Source organism: Aestuariivita sp., from assembly GCF_049276915.1.
In the GTDB taxonomy this organism is placed as follows: Bacteria; Pseudomonadota; Alphaproteobacteria; order Rhodobacterales; family Rhodobacteraceae; genus Aestuariivita.
Map to the genome: position 1 here is coordinate 15,651 of NZ_JBASXK010000031.1, position 21,997 is coordinate 37,647.

General features: G+C 60.5%; 20 protein-coding genes. 12 read left to right on the forward strand and 8 right to left on the reverse strand.

Annotated features, from left to right (window positions below; translation table 11 throughout):
- Window positions 1–3 precede the first annotated feature (3 nt).
- From WAO69_RS02970 to puuE, 3 genes are read right to left on the reverse strand one after another with little or no spacing between them, the layout of a single operon-like run.
- Window positions 4–492, reverse strand: a complete 489-nt coding sequence (locus WAO69_RS02970) for an ureidoglycolate lyase (protein ID WP_422176558.1) — start codon at window positions 490–492, stop codon at window positions 4–6.
- A complete protein-coding gene (locus WAO69_RS02975; RefSeq protein WP_422176559.1) occupies window positions 489–1,298 on the reverse strand; it encodes a bifunctional allantoicase/(S)-ureidoglycine aminohydrolase in 810 nt (269 codons plus the stop codon). Before WAO69_RS02975 ends, WAO69_RS02970 begins: the two co-directional genes overlap by 4 nt.
- Window positions 1,295–2,707, reverse strand: coding sequence for an allantoinase PuuE (gene puuE / locus WAO69_RS02980; RefSeq protein WP_422176560.1), 1,413 nt, complete (start codon window positions 2,705–2,707; stop codon window positions 1,295–1,297). Before puuE ends, WAO69_RS02975 begins: the two co-directional genes overlap by 4 nt.
- A gap of 159 nt (window positions 2,708–2,866) precedes the next feature.
- Here puuE and uraH point away from each other — a divergent pair, with 159 nt between their 5' ends.
- The 5 genes from uraH (at window position 2,867) to WAO69_RS03005 (ending at window position 8,731) form a co-directional block, all read left to right on the forward strand.
- Window positions 2,867–3,226 carry a hydroxyisourate hydrolase gene (uraH, locus tag WAO69_RS02985; RefSeq protein ID WP_422176561.1) on the forward strand — a complete coding sequence of 120 codons (360 nt, stop codon included), beginning with the start codon at window positions 2,867–2,869 and terminating at the stop codon, window positions 3,224–3,226.
- Between the two features lie 86 nt (window positions 3,227–3,312).
- Complete coding sequence (gene deoC, locus WAO69_RS02990; RefSeq protein WP_422176562.1) at window positions 3,313–4,302, forward strand: deoxyribose-phosphate aldolase; 990 nt, start codon at window positions 3,313–3,315, stop codon at window positions 4,300–4,302.
- Window positions 4,303–4,408: 106 nt separating this feature from the next.
- Window positions 4,409–6,748: an aldehyde dehydrogenase family protein gene (locus WAO69_RS02995; protein ID WP_422176563.1), complete on the forward strand. Its 2,340-nt coding sequence runs from the start codon at window positions 4,409–4,411 to the stop codon at window positions 6,746–6,748.
- Between the two features lie 69 nt (window positions 6,749–6,817).
- Window positions 6,818–7,930: an S-(hydroxymethyl)glutathione dehydrogenase/class III alcohol dehydrogenase gene (locus WAO69_RS03000; RefSeq protein WP_422176564.1), complete on the forward strand. Its 1,113-nt coding sequence runs from the start codon at window positions 6,818–6,820 to the stop codon at window positions 7,928–7,930.
- A 90-nt stretch (window positions 7,931–8,020) separates the two neighbouring features.
- Window positions 8,021–8,731, forward strand: coding sequence for an NYN domain-containing protein (locus tag WAO69_RS03005; RefSeq protein WP_422176565.1), 711 nt, complete (start codon window positions 8,021–8,023; stop codon window positions 8,729–8,731).
- On the opposite strand, the gene WAO69_RS03010 is transcribed toward WAO69_RS03005, so the two are convergent.
- Window positions 8,728–9,345 carry a TetR/AcrR family transcriptional regulator gene (locus WAO69_RS03010; RefSeq protein WP_422176599.1) on the reverse strand — a complete coding sequence of 206 codons (618 nt, stop codon included), beginning with the start codon at window positions 9,343–9,345 and terminating at the stop codon, window positions 8,728–8,730. The two genes, WAO69_RS03005 and WAO69_RS03010, sit on opposite strands and share 4 nt — an antisense overlap.
- A 138-nt stretch (window positions 9,346–9,483) precedes the next feature.
- On the opposite strand from WAO69_RS03010, the gene WAO69_RS03015 reads away from it, so the two are divergent.
- The 7 genes from WAO69_RS03015 to zapE all read left to right on the forward strand — a co-directional run bounded on the left by WAO69_RS03015 (window position 9,484) and on the right by zapE (window position 15,366).
- Window positions 9,484–10,419: an AEC family transporter gene (locus WAO69_RS03015; protein WP_422176566.1), complete on the forward strand. Its 936-nt coding sequence runs from the start codon at window positions 9,484–9,486 to the stop codon at window positions 10,417–10,419.
- Window positions 10,420–10,479: 60 nt separating this feature from the next.
- Window positions 10,480–11,310 carry an S-formylglutathione hydrolase gene (gene fghA, locus WAO69_RS03020; RefSeq protein ID WP_422176567.1) on the forward strand — a complete coding sequence of 277 codons (831 nt, stop codon included), beginning with the start codon at window positions 10,480–10,482 and terminating at the stop codon, window positions 11,308–11,310.
- Window positions 11,307–11,768 (forward strand): YaiI/YqxD family protein, encoded by a 462-nt coding sequence (locus WAO69_RS03025; RefSeq protein ID WP_422176568.1) that lies wholly within the window; start codon window positions 11,307–11,309, stop codon window positions 11,766–11,768. Before fghA ends, WAO69_RS03025 begins: the two co-directional genes overlap by 4 nt.
- Window positions 11,765–12,385, forward strand: a complete 621-nt coding sequence (locus WAO69_RS03030; RefSeq protein ID WP_422176569.1) for an HAD family hydrolase — start codon at window positions 11,765–11,767, stop codon at window positions 12,383–12,385. The genes WAO69_RS03025 and WAO69_RS03030 overlap by 4 nt, the downstream gene beginning before the upstream one ends.
- Window positions 12,382–13,299 (forward strand): ornithine cyclodeaminase family protein, encoded by a 918-nt coding sequence (locus tag WAO69_RS03035; protein WP_422176570.1) that lies wholly within the window; start codon window positions 12,382–12,384, stop codon window positions 13,297–13,299. Before WAO69_RS03030 ends, WAO69_RS03035 begins: the two co-directional genes overlap by 4 nt.
- Window positions 13,281–14,228, forward strand: coding sequence for an alpha/beta fold hydrolase (locus WAO69_RS03040; RefSeq protein ID WP_422176571.1), 948 nt, complete (start codon window positions 13,281–13,283; stop codon window positions 14,226–14,228). The genes WAO69_RS03035 and WAO69_RS03040 overlap by 19 nt, the downstream gene beginning before the upstream one ends.
- Window positions 14,229–14,307: 79 nt before the next feature.
- Window positions 14,308–15,366 (forward strand): cell division protein ZapE, encoded by a 1,059-nt coding sequence (gene zapE / locus WAO69_RS03045; RefSeq protein ID WP_422176572.1) that lies wholly within the window; start codon window positions 14,308–14,310, stop codon window positions 15,364–15,366.
- A gap of 62 nt (window positions 15,367–15,428) precedes the next feature.
- Here zapE and WAO69_RS03050 read toward each other — a convergent pair whose 3' ends face one another.
- The 4 genes from WAO69_RS03050 to WAO69_RS03065 all read right to left on the reverse strand — a co-directional run bounded on the left by WAO69_RS03050 (window position 15,429) and on the right by WAO69_RS03065 (window position 21,702).
- Window positions 15,429–16,703, reverse strand: a complete 1,275-nt coding sequence (locus tag WAO69_RS03050) for a bifunctional folylpolyglutamate synthase/dihydrofolate synthase (RefSeq protein WP_422176573.1) — start codon at window positions 16,701–16,703, stop codon at window positions 15,429–15,431.
- On the reverse strand, window positions 16,700–17,638 hold the full coding sequence (gene accD, locus WAO69_RS03055; protein ID WP_422176574.1) for an acetyl-CoA carboxylase, carboxyltransferase subunit beta: 939 nt from the start codon (window positions 17,636–17,638) through the stop codon (window positions 16,700–16,702). Before accD ends, WAO69_RS03050 begins: the two co-directional genes overlap by 4 nt.
- Before the next feature lie 61 nt (window positions 17,639–17,699).
- Entirely contained in the window at window positions 17,700–18,596 is an 897-nt protein-coding gene (locus tag WAO69_RS03060) for a CPBP family intramembrane glutamic endopeptidase (RefSeq protein ID WP_422176575.1), read from the reverse strand.
- Window position 18,597: 1 nt separating this feature from the next.
- Entirely contained in the window at window positions 18,598–21,702 is a 3,105-nt protein-coding gene (locus tag WAO69_RS03065; RefSeq protein ID WP_422176600.1) for an ABC transporter transmembrane domain-containing protein, read from the reverse strand.
- Between the last annotated feature and the right edge of the window lie 295 nt (window positions 21,703–21,997).

A 21,997-nucleotide genomic window follows, 5' to 3' on the forward strand; every position in this document is an offset into this window, starting at 1 on the left:
CCCTTATCCCGCCACGATCCTCCATGGCAGATCAAGGCGATGCTCTTGCAGATTGGCGGTCTCTCCGATCCGGTCGATGACCGCAAAAAGGCCGGGCGCATGCAAGGGTGTCAGAACACCATGCCATGTGCCACGATGGAGGTTAATGCCTTGCCCCGGTGCCGTCAGGAATGCCTGCGGCCTGGAAAGGGCGGATTGCGACACGATCACCAGGAAAGGGTGCTGGGTCATGGGCAGGAACGCTTGTGAACCCTCGGGATGGCATTCCAGAAGATCCAGCATGTAGGGCAGGCTGCGTGGCTGGGCGTCGAACAGGCTGATCCCGGCACGGCCATCCCTGCCGAAATCGAGCTTCGCCAGATCGTGATAGCGCCCACACAGGCCTGCGTTGATCAGCTTGTCGGGTTCCCCGCTGACCTCGAGCACATCGCCAAAAGGCGCAAAGGCCTGCGCGGTGAGCGGCTGGCAGACGATATCGCGGGTTTCGCTCATAGCTTGGGATGCCGGTTCACGTCTTTGTAGAGAAGATAGCGAAACGGCTCGGTCCCGGTCGCGATGCAGGCTTGCGGGCAGAAGGCGCGCAACCACATGAAATCTCCGGGTCCGACTTTGACCCAATCGGTGTTGAGCAGGTATTCGGCCGTGCCCTGAAGCACATATAACCCATGCTCCATGATATGGGTTTCGGCAAAAGGGATGCGCCCGCCCGGCTGGAAGGTCACGACGTTGACGTGGCAGTCATGGCGCAAATCCTGCGTATCGACAAAGCGGGTCGTGGCCCAGACGCCGTTGCAATCGGGCATGGCACTGGGCGGCACGTCGCGGTCATGGCTGACGACAGCGTCGGGTTTGCCCAGACCCGGAGCCGGTTCCCAGCGTTTGCGGATCCAATGCGTCTTGAACAACGCGTCGCTGCGGTTCCACAGCGCCCAGTCGGAACCTGCCGGGATATAGGCAAAGCTGCCCGGTTCCAGTGGGTGGGACTGGCCGTTCAGGGTGAGTTCGCCCTGCCCTTCGGCCACGAACAGGATCGCCTGCGCGCCTTCATCAGGTTCGGGCGTATCGCTGCCACCCCCGGGAGAGAGTTCCAGTGCATATTGGGCAAATGTCTCGGCAAAGCCGCTGAGGGGGCGCGCCAGGATCCATGCCCGCGCGCCCGTCCAGCCCGGCAGGAGGCTGGTGACGATATCGCGCTGGGTCTCGGCGGGAAGAACCGCATAGGCTTGGGTGAAGATGGCGGTGCCGACCGGGCTGACCTCTTGTCCGGGCAAGCCGCCGGGGGGGAAGGCGTAACTCACAGGATGTCCTCCAGCCTGAGCCGTGCGATCCGTTCGACCTGTTTGCAGGCCTCTTCGAATTCCACGGGTGTGTCGTTGTGAATACGTCGCTTGAATGCCGCCATGATCCCGGCCTTGTCGTGATCTCGCACCGCGATGATGAAGGGAAAGCCATGCTTTTCAACATAGGCCGTGTTCAACTCGCCAAACGACGCGCGCTCGGCATCGGTCAAGGCATCAAGACCGGCGCTGGCCTGCTCGGAGGTGCTTTGGGCCGTCAGCCTTCGGGCCGCGGCCAGTTTGCCCGCCAGATCGGGATGCGCGCAGAGCACGCCCCTGCGTTCCGCCTCGGAAGCGCTGCGAAAGACGCGCGCCAGGGCGTTGTGCAGGCCTGCCGGGGTGTCATGGGCCGGGCCAAGCTCGAGGTCGAACGCACGCTCTGCGATCCAGGGCGAATGTTCGAAAACGCCGCCGAAGCGCGCGACGAAATCCGGTCTGCCCATCAGGTGAGGGTGCAGTTTGTCCACCGGAGGATGCGTGTCCGCCCAATGCCGCGCGATGTCGATGCGGCGCGGGCACCAGACCCGGTCGAACCCCTTGATATAGTCGATGAAGCGCCGCAGCGCCTGCACCCGGCCCGGCCGGCCGATCAGGCGGCAGTGCAGGCCTATGGACATCATCTTGGCCGCCCCTGCCTCGCCTTCGGCATAGAGCGCGTCGAAACTGTCCTTGAGATAGGCAAAGAACTGATCGCCCGAGTTGAACCCCTGCGGCGTGGCAAACCGCATGTCGTTTGCATCCAGCGTATAGGGAATGATCAGCTGCGCCCGCCCGTCAACATCAAGCCAATAGGGCAGATCATCATCATAGGCATCCGACAGATAGGCGAACTGCCCGGTCTGGGCTGTCAGGCGCACCGTGTTGGCCGAACTGCGCCCGGTGTACCAGCCCAGCGGCGGCTCTCCGACCACTTCGGTGTGCAAGCGCACCGCTTGCGCGATCTGGTCGCGCTCGAAGTCTTCGTCCATGTCCTTGTGTTCGATCCATTTCAGACCGTGGCTGGCAATCTCCCAGCCTGCGTCCTTCATCGCTTCGACCTGTTCGGGGTTGCGCGCCAGAGCATCGGCAACGCCGTAGACCGTGACCGGGACATCCGCCTGCGTGAACAAACGATGCAGGCGCCAGAAGCCGGCACGCGCCCCGTATTCATAGATCGATTCCATGTTCCAGTGGCGTTGGCCGGGCCATGCAGCGGCACCGACGATCTCGCTCAGGAAGGCTTCGGAGCCGGCATCGCCATGCAGGATGTTATTCTCGCTGCCCTCTTCATAGTTCAGCACGAATTGGACGGCGATGCGCGCGCCGCCGGGCCATTGAGCATCCGGCGGGTTGGCCCCGTAACCGATCATGTTTCGCGGGTAACGCGCCATCTTTCACTGCCCCTTCATCATTGGCATTTTCAGTTTATGCCAGTCGGTTTGCGCAGGCTTTCAAAAAATACTTGAAAGAGCTTTCCAGCCGGACCCTTTTCAGCACTGCCAAAACTACGCTACCCAAAAGCTTATGCAACACCGCCAGGAGGGCGCACAATGGCTGAGGGCTATCTGACCACCCATGTTCTGGATACGGCGCGCGGCGTGCCCGCTGCAGGGCTGATGATCCGTCTTTTCCGCCTGTCCGGAGACACCCGCGAGATGCTGGCGGAGGCCATGACGAATGAGGACGGGCGCACAGGCAGCCCGATTCTGCCCAAAGACCGCTTTGAGGTCGGCACCTACGAGCTGGTCTTCGAGGCCGGCACATATCTGAGCGCCACAGGAACGCCCCCTGAGGACCCGAGGTTTCTGGACGTCATACAGATCCGCTTTGGGATCTCGGATGCGGATGCGCATTATCATGTGCCACTGCTGCTGTCGCCGTTCGGCTATTCGACCTATCGCGGCAGCTAGGCCTGGACCCGTGGTCAGCCTGCAGGTTTCTTGCCAAGGGGACGCGCAAATGCGAACCTGCTGTCTGAACAAGACATGAGCGCCCCATGCAGAAATCCGCCCTGTCCCAGCCCACGCAATTCCCGCAGGCAAGCGATGCCCGCAACCCCGGCATGGCGCTGGATATGCAGTGGGTCCGTTCTGTTCAGGCCAATACCTCGGCCATCGAACGTCGCGCGGCAACGCTGCCCGGGCGTCGCTCGGTCAAGAAGGAATGGCAGGCTGCCTGGCTGTTGAAGGCCATCACCTGCATTGATCTGACAACCTTGGCCGGGGACGATACCGAAGACCGCGTGCGCCGCCTGTGTGCCAAGGCGCATCAGCCAGTGCGCCCGGATATCCTGGCCGCGCTTGGCATGGAGGCGATCACCGTCGGCGCTGTCTGCGTCTATCACGACATGATCGGTGCGGCGGTGGAGGCCTTGAAGGGAACAGGCATTCCTGTGGCGGCTGTCTCGACCGGGTTTCCTGCGGGCCTTTCTCCGTTTCATCTGCGCGTCAAGGAAATCGAAGCAAGCGTCGACGCGGGTGCCGATGAGATCGATATCGTGATCTCGCGCCGGCATGTCCTGTCCGGCAACTGGCAGGCGCTGTATGATGAGATGCGCACATTCCGCGCCGCCTGCGGTGAGGCTCATGTCAAAGCGATCCTTGCCACAGGAGAGCTGGGCACCCTGCGCAACGTGGCGCGCGCTTCGGTGATCTGCATGATGGCGGGGGCCGATTTCATCAAGACATCGACCGGCAAAGAAGGCGTGAATGCCACGCTGCCGGTGTCCCTGGTGATGATCCGGGCGATACGGGACTATCACATGCGCACCGGCTATCGGGTCGGCTACAAGCCTGCGGGCGGTATCTCGAAGGCAAAGGATGCGCTGACCTATCTGGCGTTGATGAAGGATGAGCTGGGTCCTCGCTGGGTCCAGCCCGAGTTGTTCCGCTTTGGGGCATCCTCCTTGTTGGGAGATATCGAACGCCAGTTGGAGCATTATGTGACGGGGCGCTATTCGGCAGCCCACAGGCATCCGGTGAGCTGATGACTGCGCTGTGTCTGAACCGCCGCATCGGCCTGATCGCCCGACTTTCGACCGCCACCAAACACGCCTTGGAGCAAGAAGGCCGCGTCGCAAAGGACCCCGCCCCATGACCGTCAAGGAAATCTTCGACACGATGGACTACGGACCCGCCCCGGAAAGTGCCGCCGAGGCGCTGGCTTGGCTGGTGGATCAGGGCGACCGCTTTGGCCATTTCATCGACGGTGCCTTTACCCCGCCCTCAAAGGGATTTGACAGCCGCAACCCGGCAACCGGAGAGACGCTGGCCACGCTGTCCCAAGCGACGCAATCCGATGTCGATGCGGCGGTCTCTGCCGCACGGGCCGCGCAGCGCAAATGGCAGCGTCTGGGCGGTGCGGGGCGTGCGCGCCATCTTTATGCCATCGCGCGGCTCTTGCAGAAACATGCGCGCCTCTTTGCCGTGCTTGAGACATTGGACAATGGCAAACCCATCCGCGAAGCGCGTGACATAGATATCCCTCTGGCCCAGCGCCATTTCTATTATCACGCAGGTATGGCGCAGTTGATGGACGAGGCGTTGCCCGACCGCGTTGCTTTGGGCGTCTGCGGTCAGATCATCCCGTGGAACTTTCCGTTGCTGATGCTGGCCTGGAAGATCGCGCCGGCGATTGCGATGGGCAATACGGTGGTTCTGAAACCGGCCGAGTATACGTCTCTGACGGCCCTGCTTTTTGCCGATATCTGCCGGCAGGCGGGCCTGCCGAAAGGTGTGGTGAACATCATCACCGGCGATGGTGACGTGGGTGAAATGATCGTTGCTCATCCCGACATCGACAAGATCGCCTTTACCGGCTCGACCCAAGTGGGGCGCAAGATCCGTCAGGTCACAACCGGGTCCGGCAAGGCACTGACATTGGAGTTGGGCGGCAAGTCCCCCTATGTCGTATTTGATGATGCCGATCTGGATTCAGCGGTCGAAGGGCTGGTCGATGCGATCTGGTTCAATCAGGGACAGGTCTGTTGTGCCGGGTCGCGCCTGTTGGTGCAGGAAGGTGTATCAGAGACTTTCCATAAGAAGCTCAAGGCCCGCATGGATGGGCTGCGCATTGGCGATCCCCTCGATAAATGCATCGACGTGGGGGCGATCGTTGATCCGGTGCAGCTGGAAACCATAACCAGGCTGGTAGCGGCCAATACCGCCGGAGAGACCTATCGCGCGGACACGCCGCTGCCAGAGGGAGGCTGCTTTTATCCTCCCACTCTGATCACGGGTCTGAACGCCTCTGATCCCTTGATGCAGGAAGAGATCTTTGGCCCCGTCCTTGTCTCGACCACATTCCGAACACCTGCCGAGGCGGTGTCCTTGGCCAACAACACACGCTATGGGCTGGCAGCCACCGTCTGGACCGAAAACGTCAATCTTGCCTTGGATATTGCGCCCAAACTGGCCGCCGGGGTCGTCTGGGTGAATGCCACGAACCTCTTTGACGCCGCCGCCGGGTTCGGCGGGCTGCGCGAAAGCGGCTTTGGCCGGGAAGGTGGCTGGGAAGGCCTTGGGGCCTATACAAAGCCCAAGGGCAAAACCAGACCGCTTGCCCCGGTGATCGCGTTCGAAGGCGACCAGGGGCCGGATGGCGGGATCGACCGCACGCCAAAGCTTTACATTGGTGGCAAGCAGACGCGCCCTGATGGCGGCTATTCGCAGAACATTCATGACAAGAAGGGTCATCTTCTTGGACAGGTGCCCATCGCCAGCCGCAAGGATATCCGCAACGCGGTTGAGGCGGCTCAGGGGGCTGCAGGCTGGGGCAAGACCACCGGGCATCTGCGCGCGCAGATCCTCTATTACATCGCGGAAAACCTGTCGGCGCGCGCCAAGGAATTCGCCGCGCGCATCGACAGCCTGACCGGCAAACGCGGTGGCAAGGAGGAGGTTTCAGCCTCGATTGACCGGCTGTTCACCTATGCCGCCTGGGCGGACAAATACGATGGCCGGGTGCATGGCGTTCCGATCCGGGGCGTGGCGCTGGCCATGCACGAGCCAGTCGGGATCATCGGCGCGTTTTGTGCCGATGACCTGCCGCTTTTGGGGCTTGTGTCGGTGATGGCTCCGGCCCTTGCGATGGGCAACCGCACAGTGCTGGTGGCAAGCGAACCCTTCCCGCTGGCCGCCACGGATTTCTATCAGGTCCTCGATACCTCGGATGTGCCTGCTGGCGTGGTCAATATTCTGACGGGGTCACATGCCGACCTGGCACCGCATCTGGCGGGTCACATGGATGTGCAGGCTGTCTGGAGCTTTTCGTCGGCCGACATCTCGGCCGTGATCGAGCGCGAAGCGGCCCACAACATCAAGCGAAGCTGGGTCAACAACGGCCTTGATCGGGACTGGTCCCGGTCCGACGCGCAGAGCTTCCTTGAAGCCTCAACCGAGGTGAAAAACATATGGGTGCCATACGGCGAGTAACGCCCCCTTGATTTGCCGGGCGCTTTCGCCCACGGTTGAGCAAAACCAAGACACGAGGGAGAACGACCCATGCGCACCCGCGCCGCCGTGGCCACGCAGGCCGGTAAACCATTGGAAATCATGGACGTGAACCTGGACGGCCCCCGCGCCGGTGAAGTTCTGGTAGAGATCAAGGCAACCGGTATCTGCCATACCGATGAGTTCACCCTGTCCGGTGCCGATCCCGAGGGGATGTTTCCGGCGATTCTGGGTCATGAAGGCGCAGGCGTGGTGCTGGAGGTGGGCGGAGGAGTCACCTCGCTCAAGCCCGGCGATCATGTGATCCCTCTGTATACGCCGGAGTGTCGCGAGTGCGACTATTGCCTGCATCCCAAGACCAACCTGTGTCAGGCGATCCGCGAGACCCAGGGGCGCGGTGTGATGCCTGATGGCACGTCACGCTTCACCACATTGGATGGTGATCCGATCCTGCATTACATGGGCTGTTCCACCTTTTCCAATCACACGGTCCTGCCGGAAATCGCGCTGGCCAAAATCCGCCCTGACGCGCCTTTCGACAAGGTCTGCTATATCGGCTGCGGCGTAACCACGGGCATTGGCGCGGTGATCAACACGGCCAAGGTCGAGATCGGATCACGGGCGATCGTATTCGGCCTAGGCGGAATTGGCCTGAACGTCATTCAGGGCCTGCGTCTGGCCGGTGCGGATCAGATTGTCGGCGTGGACATCAACCCCGACAAGGTTCCGATGGCCACGCGCTTTGGCATGACCGATTTCGTGAACCCTCTGGAGGTCGAGGGCGATCTGGTGCCCTATCTGGTGAACCTCACCAAGGGTGGCGCGGATTACACGTTTGACGCCACGGGCAACGTGCAGGTCATGCGGACAGCTCTGGAGAGCGCCCACAAGGGCTGGGGTGAATCCATCATCATCGGCGTCGCGCCTGCGGGGGCCGAGATTTCAACGCGCCCCTTCCAGCTTGTCACCGGGCGCAGCTGGCGCGGGACCGCCTTTGGTGGCGCGCGCGGGCGCACGGATGTGCCGCAGATCGTGGACTGGTACATGGATGGCAAGATCGAGATCGACCCGATGATCACCCACACCATGGGTCTGGAAAAGATCAACGAAGGCTTCGATCTGATGCATGCCGGGAAGTCGATCCGATCGGTTGTGATCTACTGATCGAGCGCGCGCGCTGAACATGGAATCCCAAGGCCCGGCGGCACATAGCCGTCGGAACCTCTGGTGTAAAACGAACCCAAGGATCGTCCGATGACCGACCGCAGCCGACCGCTTTATGCCGTTCTGATCGATGCCGACAATATCCCGGCAAAACATGCTGGCGCGATTCTCAAGGAAATCACGTCCTTTGGAGAACCCGCCTTGCGGCGCGTCTATGGGGACTGGTCATCCGAAAGGCTGAGTTCATGGTCGAAGGTCGTGCGCAATCTCGGGCTGGTCGCACATCAGGAAAGCGCCAATACAGTGGGCAAGAATGCCAGCGATATCGGGCTGGTGATCGATGCGATGGACATCCTGCATACGGGCCGGTTTGACGGGTTTGTACTGGTCAGTTCGGACAGCGATTTCACCGCGCTGGCCAACCGGGTGCGCGAACAGGGTCTGGATGTGATCGGGATCGGAGAGGCGAAGGCACCGGAATCGCTCAGAAATGTGTGCAACCGGTTTATCCTGATAGAAAATATCATCGATGAACCCGCACCCAAAGGCGAAGGCCGCGCGAAAAGCGTCAAAGCGCCTCCTTCCGAGGCCATTCCGCTGATCCTCAAGGCGATGGAGAAAATCCCGCAGGAAAGCGACTGGTATGCGCTGGGTCAACTGGGCCAGTATATCGTGGCTGACAACCCGGATTTCGACACGCGGACCTATGGCAAAGCCAAGCTGAGCGATCTTGTGCAGGACCTCAACCGGTTCGAAAGCCGCAAGTCCGGCAACCAGCTGGAAATCCGCCGCGTCGATTAAGCGCCGTAGCGGGCCAGAAACGTGTCCACCGCGCCATCTATGACCCGCGTGACTTCTTCTTCCGAGAAGGACGGGTCGATGTTGAACACCCAACGTGGGAAGAGATCGGCTTTGCACAGCTCGGCAAACTGATCCGCCGCCAGGTCCAGATCATCTATTTGCAACTCGCCCCGGGACACGGCATCGGCCAGATACATCTTCATGCGCGCGCGCACCATCATGGGACCGGACTCATAGAACTGGCGGCCGAGATCGGGAAACCGGTCCGCCTCGGCCACACAGATTCGAAACACCCGCTGGCCGAAATCCGACAGGATGAAACCCAGCATGTGACGCGCGGCATTGCTCAAGACCTCGCGCGGGGTCGCGGCAGAGTTGATCTTCTGTATGGATTCCTCGCCAAGGCGGACGCACTCGAGCCGGGCCACTTCCATGAACAGGAGCCGTTTGTCGGGGAAATAGCTGTAGAGAGTCGCCTTGGACACGCCAGCGGCCCTGGCGATGTCATCCACGCTGGCCCCCTCGAAGCCGTCGGCCAGAAACACCTCTCGGGCACCCGCAAGCACCTGGTCGAATTTGCGACCTGTCCGCACGATCTCAGCTGCTTGCAAGATGTCCCCTCCGAAACACGCCTGAGGTTCAGTATATAAACTGACCGGTTCAGCTTCAACTGATTGCGTGCGGGTGATATTTTGCATGTTGGTTCCTTGCCGTCTCTTGCACAGGCGTGTTCAAGTCCGTAACCCTCGGGCATGGTCGAAATCTTTCTGCGAACCGTTCCGTTCTTTGCGCTGATCGGCCTGGGTTACTGGGCTGGCCGCACGCGCTTTTTCACCCAGGAAGCGACCGCATATCTCACCAAATTCGTTTTTTACTTTGCGCTGTCCGCAATGCTGTTTCGCTTTTCCGCGAACCTGTCCTTTGAAGAGGTGTTCAACGGCAACCTTGTCCTTGGCTATCTCTGGGGAACCGCCTTTGTCTATGGCATCGCCACCTTCGTGGCGTTCCTGCGCAAGCTGGATGTGGCAACGGCCGCGATCGAGGCGCAATGCGCGGCAATCGGCAACACGGGCTTTCTTGGCATTCCGATGCTGGCCGTGATTTTTGGCGAGGCCGCCATCGGGCCTGTGATGTTGGTTCTGGCAGTCGATCTGATCGTGTTCTCGAGTCTGATCGTCATTCTGATCACGGGATCGCGCGATGGGCGCATGAGCCTGTCGATCCTGCGCACTGTCAGCCTGGGCCTGCTGAAGAACCCGATGATCGTGGCGATTTCTCTGGGTCTGTTGTGGTCCGCCTTCAGCATCCCCATCCCGGATCCGATGAATGAATTCCTGTTGATCCTCGGGGCAGCCGCCACACCCGGCGCGCTGTTTGCCATTGGTGCGTCGCTGGCCTCTAAATCCGCCGAACGCTTTCAGGTGGCCCTGTGGTTGAGCTTTTGCAAACTCGCCATCCACCCCGTCTGTGTGGCCATTGGCGTGTTGTATATCTTTCCGATTGATCCGTTTTCAGCCGCGGTTGTGATCTCGGCGGCGGCCCTGCCGGTGGCGGGGAATGTTTTCATTCTGGCCCTGCATTACAACGCGGCACCGCAACGGGCGTCGGCGGCGATCTTCATTTCGACGGTCCTGTCGATCCTGACGGTGTCACTGACGATTGCCTGGGTGAGTGTTCCCCTGGGCTGAGGCGTTGCCAATTCGCACAGCACTGGTATTCCTTGGCCCGAACAGATGCAGGAGAGCACGATGAAAACGGTATCCCAGAACAAGGCCTTCGGGGGCGTGCAAGGCGTCTATTCGCATGACTCGACCGCGTGCGGCTGTGACATGACCTTCGGCCTGTTCCTGCCCGAAGAAGCCGAAGACGGCCCCGTTCCGGTGCTGTGGTACCTCTCGGGGCTGACATGCACCCATGAAAACGCCATGGTCAAAGCCGGAGCACAATCCTGGGCGGCCGAGCATGGCATTGCCCTGGTCTTTCCGGACACGTCTCCGCGCGGTGACGACGTGGCGGATGATGATGCCTATGATCTGGGCCAGGGTGCCGGCTTTTATGTCAACGCCACGCAAAAGCCATGGGCTCCGCATTTCCAGATGTGGGATTATGTGGCCGAGGAACTGCCGGCCCTGCTGGCTGGAAGTTTCGCGATCGACCCCGAGCGCCAGGCGATCACCGGTCATTCCATGGGTGGTCACGGAGCCTTGACGCTTGCGATGAACCTGCCAGGGCGGTTCCGATCCGTTTCGGCGTTCGCTCCGATTTGTCATCCCACGGCAAGTGACTGGGGCCGCAAGCAACTGGCCGAGTATCTCGGGCCGGACGAAAGCAAATGGGCGCGCCATGATGCGACGCTCTTGATGCGCGAGACAGGCTTTGACGGACCGATACTGACCGATACCGGAACCGCTGATCAGTTCTATGATCTGCTGCAGACACATGCGCTGGCCGAAGCGGTGGCAAAGCGCGGACAACAGGCGCAGATCAGGTTCCAGCCCAGATATGATCACAGCTATTTCTTTGTATCGACCTTCATAGAAGATCACATCGCGTTCCATGCTGACGCGCTTTATGCATGACCGTCATCTACATTGATGCTGATGCCTGCCCGGTCAAAGCCGAGGCAGAACGCGTGGCGACCCGCCATCGCCTCGCGATGAAGATCGTCTCGAACGGTGGCCTGCGCCCGTCGCAAAATCCCTTCATCGAACATGTCATCGTTGCCGAAGGCCCGGATGAGGCAGATATGTGGATCGCGGATCGTTGTGGCAAAGGTGATGTTGTCGTGACCGGCGACATCCCTCTGGCGGCCAAATGCGTGGCCACTGGCGCGCGGGTGCTGCGCCATAACGGCGAGGCGTTCACACCAGCCAATATCGGCCAGCAACTTGCCATGCGTGACCTGATGGCAGATCTGCGCGCCGCCAACCCCCTGGGCGCAGGCGGTGGCGGGCGCGGCTTTACAAAGGCGGACCGCTCCCGTTTTCTGGAGGCGCTTGAGCGTGAGATCCGCGCGGCACAAAAGGACAAGACATGACACCCCAGGCAGTTGTTTTTGACATCGGAAACGTGCTGATCGAATGGCAACCCGAACGATTTTATGACTCGGTCATCGGTTCGGAACGTCGCAAGGCGATGTTTGCCGCCGTCGATCTGCACGGCATGAATGACAAGGTGGATACCGGACATCACTTCACCGAAACGGTCTATGGAACGGCGGAAGACTACCCCGAGTGGCGCGATGAGATCCGTATGTGGCATGACCACTGGATCGAGATGGCCTCGCCGGTGATCGACCATTCCGTTAGACTGATGTCCGCGTTGCAGACCAAGGGCGTGCCGGTTTTCAGCCTGACCAACTTTGGCATTCAAAGCTATGATTTCGCGGCGACGCATTACCCGTTCCTGCGCGCATTCGATCGCGATTACATCTCGGGACATATGGGGGTGATCAAACCCGATGCCCGCATCTTCGAGATGCTGGAGCAGTCCTGCGGTATCCCCCCCGCGTACCTGCTCTTTACCGATGATCGTCCCGACAACATTGCGGCGGCACAGGCGCGTGGCTGGCAGGTACATCTCTTTGAAGGACCTCAGGGCTGGGCCGAGCGTTTGGTCTCTGCCGGTCTTCTGACACAGGAGGAAGCCGCATGAGCATTCCGTCAATCTCGTTCCAACAAGGCGAGGCGCTTATGGATTGGATCGGCCTGACCGAGGCGATGGTGGCCGGTCACGCCCTGCCCAAGGCCGAGGTCGGTGACACGTTCCTGTATCGGGGATCGGACACGGTCCTGTCGCGTGCCGCATGGATCGACGGGATGGGCATGGCGGTCAAGACAGCAACGATCTTTCCGGGCAACCCTGCGAAGAACCTGCCGATGGTGAATGGAGGCGTGTGTCTTTACTCGGACACGCAAGGCACTCTGGAAGCGCTGGTTGATTTCCATCTGATCACGAAATGGAAGACCGCAGGAGACAGCCTGCTGGCCGCATTGCGGCTGGCACCCGAAGGGGCGTCGCGCATCCTGATCGTGGGGGCCGGAACCGTCGGGGCCTCTCTGATCGAAGCCTTTGGAGCCGGGTTTCCCGACGCGGGATTCACCGTGTGGAACAGAACGCAGGCCTCAGCCGAAACTCTGGCCGCCCGATATCCCGGGACAGCCGTGGCAACAGACCTTGAGGCCGCCGTGGCCGAGGCCGACATCATCCTGACCGCCACAATGTCGTCAGAACCCGTCATCAAGGGCGCATGGCTGCGCCCCGGTCAGCATCTCAACATGATCGGTGCATATAAACACGATATGCGCGAAGCCGATGACGAGGCGATCCGGCGGAGCAAGCTTTATGTGGACAGCTTCGAAACCACCATCGGCCATATCGGTGAAATCGAAACCCCGTTGCAAACCGGGGTCATCGGCCGACAAGACATTCTGGCCGACTATTACGCGATCGGTGCCTTCAAACGCGGTGGCCCCGATGAGATCACGCTGTTCAAGAACGGCGGCGGTGCTCATCTGGACCTGATGACATCGCGATATGTGCTGGATCGGTGGCGCGCGGCGCAATGATCTGGATCGGCATTGCCTTCATCCTCATCGGCATAGCGGTCTGGCCGTTTCGTCTGGAACGCCAGCGCAAAGTCATGGAGGGTGCGGCGCGCGATGGCGCGCCGGGCCAGTTTGTCGACCTGTCGGATGGCACCACCCATTATGAATGGCTGGGACCACCGGATGGCCCGGTGGTGGTCTGCATCCACGGCCTGACCACGCCCTCGTTCGTCTGGAAAGGGCTGGCTTCGGGGCTGGCGGCACTGGGCTATCGGATATTGATCTATGACCTCTTTGGCCGGGGCTATTCGGATCGACCCGCCGGACTGCAGGACAGCGCCTTCTTCATCCGCCAATTGAACGAACTTCTGGCGTCTCAGAAGGTCGAGACTGGCCTGACGGTGCTGGGATATTCCATGGGCGGCGCCATTGCCACGGCCTTTGGTGCCGCCCATCCTGACCGGATCCGCCAGCTTGTTCTTATCGCCCCGGCGGGAATTCGTTTGCCTGCCATGACATTTCAACGACGCCTGCTGAATTGGCCCTTTCTGGGCGATTGGATGATGCTGCTGCTTTACCCGAAGATACAGCGCAAAGGGGTCGAGGAAGAACGCGATCTTCCAAGCTCGGTGCCCGATATCTGCGACAGGATACTGGTCGAGCTGGAGTATCGCGGTTACCTGCCGTCGGTATTGGCAAGCTTGCGCGGCATCCTGTCAGCCCCGCTCAGGGCCGAGCATGAGGTGATTTCTCAAGCCGGCCTTCCCGTGCTGTGCCTTCTTGGCGAAACGGATCCCCTGATTCCGCCCGCGGTTGCCGCCCCGCTGAGCGACTGGAACCCCAGCGCCCGTGTAGAGGTGATCGCGGGCTCAGGGCACGGCCTGCCCTATACCCATACCAGAGACACCCTTGCCCGGATCAAGGATTTCCTGGCCCCCGTGGCCAAGTGAACCAGCATGTCTTGCCCACGACATCACGAAAACTCACGTGCCGCTTTTCAATTGCTCCCGGCAAGGCTAGGGCTTTGACATGTCTACCGTTTCAGAGCTTTACAACGCCCGAGTGGCTGACGGCACATTACGCGCAGATCCCGCACAAAGCGCGGTTCTGCCCGAGTTCGAACGACTCCGCTCTGCCCTCGCCGCACCGGTGAGGAAGGGATTCTTTCGCCGTGCACCGGAACCGCCCAAAGGGCTCTATCTCTGGGGCGGCGTAGGGCGCGGAAAATCCATGCTGATGGATCTGTTTGTCGATGCCTTGGGCGACATCCCCGCACGGCGCGTCCATTTCCATGCCTTCATGCAAGAGATCCACGCAGCGATGCACGAAGCGCGCAAAGACGGCGTTGATGATGCTATCGCTCCGGTGGCCGCACAGGTTGCAGCATCAGTTCGACTTTTGGCCTTTGACGAAATGCAGATCAGCGACATCACCGATGCGATGATCGTCGGGCGCCTGTTCGAAGCCTTGTTCGCAGCCGGTGTCACGGTGGTTACGACATCAAACCGGGTGCCGGATGATCTCTACAAACACGGGCTCAATCGTCAGATATTTCTGCCCTTCATCGACATGATCAAGGACAGGATGGTCGTCTGGGAACTCAAAAGCCCGACCGATTACCGTCAGAACCGCCTGGAAGGCAGCCCGGTCTATTTCACTCCGATCGGCCCCGAGACCCGCGCCGCGATCTCTCAGGTCTGGCTGGATCTGTCAGGCGGGCCAGCATCCGAACTCGTGCTGCCTGTCCAGGGCCGCGCGGTGGTTCTGCCGGCGTTTCGCAACGGCGTCGCACGCGCCACGTTCTATGATCTGTGCGGCAAACCTCTTGGTCCTGCCGATTATCTTGCAATCGCCAAAGCGGTAAGAGTCCTGGTGCTCGAAGACATACCGCGTCTGTCACGATCCAATTTCAACGAAGCCAAACGCTTCGTGACGCTGATCGACGCGCTTTACGAGGCGCGCGTGCGACTTGTGTGCTCGGCCGCCGCTGTACCCGAAATGCTCTATGTCGAAGGCGAAGGCACGTTCGAATTCGAACGCACCGCAAGCCGCCTTCGTGAAATGCAGGCCCAGGATTGGGGCCAGTAAAGCACCGCTGCTTCTTTCTGGTTACAAATACCCGATTCCACCCCCAAATCAGAGGGCCGGACTCAGCCGTTTTCGCGCAGGATGGATCCGGCAAGATAGAGCGAGCCGCAAATCAGAATCCGGGCGCGCGGGGTGTGCGCAGCAATCGCTTCGACGGCCTCGCGCACGCTGCTTGCAACATGAGATGTCACACCCAGATTCGCCGCGATCCGCGCGGTGTCTTCGCCGGGGATCGTATTGGCTTCACCGGGGATCGAAACACCTGTCAGGCTGTCTGCCATCTGGGCAAGCGGCCCAAGATAGCCAAGGATGTCCTTGGTGTTCAGCATGCCGACAATCAGATGGGTGGGTTTGCGCGGCAGGCCTTTCAGTACGCCTGCCAATGCCTGGCCCGCTGCCGGGTTGTGCCCGCCGTCCAGCCAAAGCTCGGCTTCGGGGGCCGCCTCGATCAGGGGGCCTTGTTTCAAGCGTTGCATGCGGGCAGGCCACTCGGCACGGGTCACGGCCGCTTCGCAGGCGGTCTCGCCTTCACCAAGCGCACGCAATGCGCTGAGTGCGGCACCAGCATTTTGGATCTGGTGCGCCCCAAGCAGGTTGGGCAAAGGCAGATCCAGCAGGCCGGTTTCATCCTGATAGATCAGGCGTCCGCGCTCTTCCCAGACATGCCAGTGCTGGCCAAATGCCAGGATCGGAGCACCCAGAGCCTGCGCACGGGCCTCGATCACGTCAAGACCTTCCTCGGCCTGTGGACCGACCACGCAGGGCACAGCGCGCTTGATGATCCCAGCTTTTTCGCCTGCGATCTTTGGCAGCGTATCTCCAAGGAAGGCTTCGTGATCCATCGAAACCGGCGTGATCACCGTAAGCCGGGGCGTCGCGACAACATTGGTTGCGTCCAGCCGCCCGCCAAGCCCCACTTCCAGCAGGGTATAATCGGCAAAGCTGCGCGAAAAGGCGATGATGGCAGCCACGGTGGTGATCTCGAAATAGGTGATCGGTTCACCATCATTCGCCTCGTAACACTCATCCAGAACAGCCGTCAGATCCGGTTCCGAAATCAGCGCGCCCGCGACGCGGATACGTTCGTGAAAGCGCGCCAGATGAGGCGAGGTATAGGCGTGGCATGTCTTGCCCGCCCCCTCGAGCCCCGCGCGGATCATGGCGAGGGTCGAGCCTTTGCCATTGGTGCCGGCAATATGGATCACCGGGGGCAGGCTGTCTTGCGGGTTACCCAGCGCGTCCAGCAGACGCCAGACACGGTCAAGGGTCAGATCGATGATCTTTGGGTGGAGCGCCATCATCCGCGCAAGGATGACATCCGATGTAGAGGTGGTCATTCGCTCGGCTGCGCCTTTTCAAGCTCGGGAGCGGGTGTGCCCTCGGGCTGCGGGTCGGGCTTGGGAAGATCGCCCTTCACTGCCGGAGGCAGGCTCAAGAGCATGCGAAGGACCTTGATCAACTGTTCGCGCATCTCGGTGCGAGGCGTGACGAGATCCAGCATGCCGTGATCCAGCAGATATTCGGCGCGCTGGAACCCTTCGGGCAGTTTTTCCCGGATTGTCTGTTCGATGACGCGGGGGCCCGCAAAACAGATCAGCGCACCGGGTTCGGCGATCTGCACATCTCCCAGCATCGCGTATGAGGCAGTCACACCGCCTGTGGTGGGATGAGTCAGAACGACGACATAGGGCAAGCCCGCTTCCTTGAGCATTTGCACCGCAACCGTCGTGCGCGGCATCTGCATCAGGGACAGGATCCCCTCCTGCATGCGCGCGCCACCAGCTGCCGAAAACAGAACCAGCGGGCGTTTGAGCTTTACCGCTTCCTCGGCTGCGGCGATGATCGCATTGCCCACATACATGCCCATGGAACCGGCCATGAACGAGAAATCCTGCGCCGCCGCAACGATTGGCGTGCGGCCGATTTCGCCCACGGCCACAAGCATGGCTTCTTTCTCGCCCGTCTGCTTTTGCGCAGCCTTCATGCGGTCGGGGTATTTCTTCTGATCGCGGAACCCCAGCGGGTCGGCTATTGGTTCGGGGACGCGCACCTCGGTGAAGATACCGCCATCGAACAGCGCAAAAAAGCGCTCGCGGGGGGTGATGCCCATGTGATGTCCGCAACTGGTACAGACATTGAGATTTTCCGAAAGTTCGCGATGAAACAGCATGGTGCCACATGCATCGCATTTCTGCCAAAGGTTCTCGGGCGTTTCGCGACGCGAGAAGATCGAGTTGATCCGTGGCCGGACGTAGTTGGTAATCCAGTTCATGGCCCACACCTTTGGCGGAATTTCTTCAGGCCCAGATAAGCCGGTTTCAGCGCAATTGCAATCAACGGCGAATGGCCAAGCGGGCTGTCAGCCACATCAGGATCATCATGCCGAAATCAATCGGCAGCCAGGTTTGCAGCGCGCCGGGCGCTGAAATGTCGATGTCGATGGTGTAAAGCGAAAGCCCGCTGAGTGTGTCTGGCAGGGATACCAGCACAATGGACGAGACGTTATTGGCGAAATGCACTGCTATGGCCGGACCCAGATTGCCCGCACGCGCGGTCAGGTCAGCCATCAGCACACCAAAAAGACCTGCCCAAGCGGCCACGAAAAGCGCATTGTTGCCGGCTTCGGCTGGCACGTGATGACCCAGCGCAAACAGCGCCGAAGGCAGACCGACCCAGATCAGCGGTGACGAGAACCGCGCAGCAAGCTGCTGCTGGAGATATCCGCGAAACACGATCTCTTCGGCGCTGGTCTGAATGAGAAGCACAAGCAGTGAGACCGGCAGCAGCAGAAGCCAGAGACCGGGCGACAGATTGGGCGTCAGCGGAGCGCCCATGTCATAGGGCGGCAAGACCGCGATCACGACGCCCAGCACCAGCAATGCCCGAAACACGGCTATGAAATCACGGATCACTGCGCGTGAGGGCCCCAACACGCTGGACAGGCCACGATTGTGCAGCAGACGCACTGCCACAGCCGTCCCAAGGGTCAGGAAGACAAATCCGCCAAGCAGCAGGATCAGGGGCAGCGGCGATTGTCCGGAGCCTGCATCCTCAAAGGTGGCGGTCTGCGGCTGCGCAATGAACCACAGCACAAAGCTCAGCACCGAACTGAGCATGATGGCCGTGGCCAGAATGACCACGGTACCTGCGAGGATACGCCAAAGCTCGGGGCGGGCGCGGGCCGGTCCGACAAGAATCTCATGAGGGACGTAGGCGCGCCGCAAGCTCATGTCAGGTGTCCGACCGATCGTACATGGCTTGCTCGATCGGCACGGTGGGATTGGCCAGCGCGTCCAGACGGGCATGCCGCAACAATTCGGCCGCGCCGGTCAGGTGTCCGGCTACGGTTCGCAGCAGGCTGCGCGACACGGCCGGATCGCTTTCGACGACAGCGCGGAATTCTTCCGCCCCGATGCGAAGCCATTTCGTATCCGTCACGGAAATCAGGCGCAGCTGGCGCGGCTCGTCCAGAATGATCGACAGATCGCCAATCACCCGTCCCGGCCCGATGGACGCGACCGGCCGCGCACCAAGATCGTTTTCCGGCCAGTGCATTTCGGCATGACCTTCCAGACACAGATAAATGGCATCCGCCCGGTCATTCTCACGGAAGATCACTTGGCCTTTTTCGGCGTCAAACCATTGCGCCGAGAATGCCAGAAGACGCTGGTTGCGCGTGTCCAGATCGCCAAACAACTCGGTCCCCGCGATCAAACGTTGTTTGCGGCGCAAATCAGCAGCGCCCGGCCCGTCGGGTTCCTGGGTTTGTCCAATGGATATCCCGTCGATGCGCCCATCCTTGATTTCGACGAAAAGGTCATAGTTGTCAGGGCTGGCAAAGCTGTCTTCCATGAAGATGATTGTTGTCTGTGGCAGCAATTCGCGCAGGCGCGCGCGCGTTTTGGCGCGGCTTTTGCTGTCGTGGCTGGCCAGTGCCTTGTCGAGGATCAGGATGTCCGGCCGTTTGATCCCTGCCCGACTGAAGGCTGCGCGTTCCTGGATCACGGTTGGCAGTTTCGCGCCGCCAAGGCCGGAGGGCATGTCATAAATGATCTCGGCCACGGCGCGGCGCAGACCGTTCTCGTCCAGCAAGCGGGCGATGATCTGATGGATTTCTTCGACGCGCGCGCCGGCCATCATGGATACCCGGCCAAAAATCAGGTTCTCCAGAGCGGTCAGGCGGGGCAGATACACATCTTCTGCAACCGGAACGAACATCTCGTCGGCAGCTTCGCGCAGAATGGCAGATTTGGTTTTTCGCAGCTCGAGGATCTTCTCTTTGTACTCTGACGGAAAGCTGGGTCCGATCTGTTCGGCGGTCAGCAGGAAGGGCACCGTCATCAGCAGCGCTTCTTCCTCTGCACTCAGGGCCGCATGGCCCTCCTTTTCTTCTTTCTGGGCGATGCGCGAGAGCCGGATGTAGACATCCTCTTCGATTCCCAACCGCTGGAACAACGGGTGGTCGGTGCCGTCTCGGCCAAAAGTCTGGCGCAGGGTTTGCATGATGCCCGCCGAGATATCCAAGGCTTCTTTGGCCAGACCGATCTCATGGATCATGTTGATGAACTGTTGCTGGGAGGCCAGCGTCTCTTGCGAGATATCAACCCGCGGGCTGGCATAGAGCAGGTTGCCGCCCAGAGGCACCGAGGGGTTGAAGGTCTCGGGATCGAACCGATTGATCACTTGATCAAGGCCGTGCGCGATCATCTGCTCATGCACGAGCGGGCGCAGATCGACCAATCTGCGCGCCAGAATCGGGTGCTTGTCCGGATCAAAGCGGGACCCGAGCGAGCGCTCGATCATCGCTTCGTCCACGCCCATGGCCTGCACAAGCTGAAACCACCAGTCACGGATATCCTCGGGCGTGCTGAGCCCGGCCAGATCGGGATCAACCCAGTCGGCCGCAAGCTGGTCGGCGCTGTTGCCTGTTTTCAGGGCCTCAACCACCGTACGGTTTCGCGACATAGTCCCGGGCTCGACTCTAGGTTTCATCTTGAGCGGCATGAGCAGGTTGTCCCCAAGGGTGCCATCAAACAGATAGGGGCGGGAATGCGCATATCCGATGCGCGACGACAGCACCGACTGGTGCAGGCTGTTCAGCGGATAATCGGCGACGGTGACCGTGCCGCGAACTGGCAGCACTTCACGGGTCAGCAAATCGGCGAATGCCGCCCTCTCGATCGCGCTGGTACTTTGGATGGCCACGCGCGCGCCGACCGGGATCTCGAGGTTCAGATCTTCCAGAACCGTGTTGCCATCCTGATCTCGGATGGTGACGTCCTTGATTGCGATCACGCCGCGCAGATGCGGTATTTCAGCTGGTTCGCCTTCGATCAGCGCTTCGTCGATCATGCCGCGCGGCTGGAACCGTTCCGTGACGATCTCCCAGCGCAACGACATGTCCTGGACCTGATTGTAATAGCCCAGAAGGTCTTTCCAGGGGCTGGCGATATCCTTGTAGGCGGCCAGGGCTGCAACCAGAGCACCGACCGTGATTTCGCCCTTGATCGCCAGATAGCCCCCAATGGAATAGAAAAAGAACGGAGTAAGCTGGGTGATGAAGTTGTTGAGGAACTTCATGAAGAATTTCTTCTGGTAGATCTGAAACCGGATATCGAACAATGTTCCCAGTCGCGCCGAGTATTCGGCCTGACGATATCGCCAACCACCGTTCACCCGCAGATCGCCGATGCCTGCCGCTGTCTCGCCGATCTCCGAGGCCAGATGGCGGACCTGAACGATCCGTTTCTTGTTCAGCTGGTTGATCTGGCGCTGCAGCATCGGGATCAACCAGGCCTGAAGCGGGATCAGCGCGATTGCAGCAAGACCAAACCAGACGCTTTGAAGAAACAGGAAGGTCAGGATCGTCAGCATCTGCCCGGCCTGAAACACTGGCTGCGCAACCGCGTCTCCCATCAGCCCACCCATCGGCTCGGCCTCGGAGGTGACCATCGAGACCAGTTCACCCTGGCTGGTCGAGCGGAAATAGGGTTTGGGAAACCGCAGCATGCGGCTGAGCAACTGATAGCGGAAGCGGCGTAGCAGGCGTTCGGACAAAACGCCTTTCATCGTGTTGATGCGCATTTTCATCAGGCCACCAGCCAGCACAGCGGACAGAAAGCCCAAGCACAGCAAAAGCAGATACTCGACCTGGGTCAGATCATAGCCGAAAACCGAAATGATATTGGTTTCGGACCCGATGGCATCGTTGATGATCCGCTTGGGCAATTCCAGCGAGGCATAGAGGAACGGGAACGACAAAACCGTTACCAGAAGCAGAACAAGCTGCTGGCGCTTGGAATACTTCCATATGAATTGAAACAGGGTGCGTTCCATGTCCTGCCCTTCGAGGCCTTCTGCCATGCTGTCGGGGATTACTCTGCTATGCGCAGCGGCGATGGATCAACTAAGGCACCTGAACCGCCGATTGCAAGGCGCGCTACAGCACATCCACGTCTGGACCTGTGAACAGAAATCAGCCCGGCCTGAAGCAAACCGGGCCGGATCAGGGCAAGGCACCGCCCTGTGTTCTGGTGCGCAGCGTGGTTCTTTGCACATCAGGTGCCCTGTGTTCGGGTTCGGGCGGCGGTTCGCTTTGCGACAGGACGACTGTCTGCGTGGCCCTGCCGGG

Coding starts and splice junctions, on each gene's coding strand:
- WAO69_RS02970 (WP_422176558.1), bottom strand. CDS start 492: ATGAGCGAAACCCGCGATATCGTCTGCCAGCCGCTCACCGCGCAGGCC.
- puuE (WP_422176560.1), bottom strand. CDS start 2,707: ATGGCGCGTTACCCGCGAAACATGATCGGTTACGGGGCCAACCCGCCG.
- uraH (WP_422176561.1), top strand. CDS start 2,867: ATGGCTGAGGGCTATCTGACCACCCATGTTCTGGATACGGCGCGCGGC.
- deoC (WP_422176562.1), top strand. CDS start 3,313: ATGCAGAAATCCGCCCTGTCCCAGCCCACGCAATTCCCGCAGGCAAGC.
- WAO69_RS02995 (WP_422176563.1), top strand. CDS start 4,409: ATGACCGTCAAGGAAATCTTCGACACGATGGACTACGGACCCGCCCCG.
- WAO69_RS03000 (WP_422176564.1), top strand. CDS start 6,818: ATGCGCACCCGCGCCGCCGTGGCCACGCAGGCCGGTAAACCATTGGAA.
- WAO69_RS03005 (WP_422176565.1), top strand. CDS start 8,021: ATGACCGACCGCAGCCGACCGCTTTATGCCGTTCTGATCGATGCCGAC.
- WAO69_RS03015 (WP_422176566.1), top strand. CDS start 9,484: ATGGTCGAAATCTTTCTGCGAACCGTTCCGTTCTTTGCGCTGATCGGC.
- fghA (WP_422176567.1), top strand. CDS start 10,480: ATGAAAACGGTATCCCAGAACAAGGCCTTCGGGGGCGTGCAAGGCGTC.
- WAO69_RS03025 (WP_422176568.1), top strand. CDS start 11,307: ATGACCGTCATCTACATTGATGCTGATGCCTGCCCGGTCAAAGCCGAG.
- WAO69_RS03030 (WP_422176569.1), top strand. CDS start 11,765: ATGACACCCCAGGCAGTTGTTTTTGACATCGGAAACGTGCTGATCGAA.
- WAO69_RS03035 (WP_422176570.1), top strand. CDS start 12,382: ATGAGCATTCCGTCAATCTCGTTCCAACAAGGCGAGGCGCTTATGGAT.
- zapE (WP_422176572.1), top strand. CDS start 14,308: ATGTCTACCGTTTCAGAGCTTTACAACGCCCGAGTGGCTGACGGCACA.
- WAO69_RS03050 (WP_422176573.1), bottom strand. CDS start 16,703: ATGACCACCTCTACATCGGATGTCATCCTTGCGCGGATGATGGCGCTC.
- accD (WP_422176574.1), bottom strand. CDS start 17,638: ATGAACTGGATTACCAACTACGTCCGGCCACGGATCAACTCGATCTTC.
- WAO69_RS03060 (WP_422176575.1), bottom strand. CDS start 18,596: ATGAGCTTGCGGCGCGCCTACGTCCCTCATGAGATTCTTGTCGGACCG.
- WAO69_RS03065 (WP_422176600.1), bottom strand. CDS start 21,702: ATGGAACGCACCCTGTTTCAATTCATATGGAAGTATTCCAAGCGCCAG.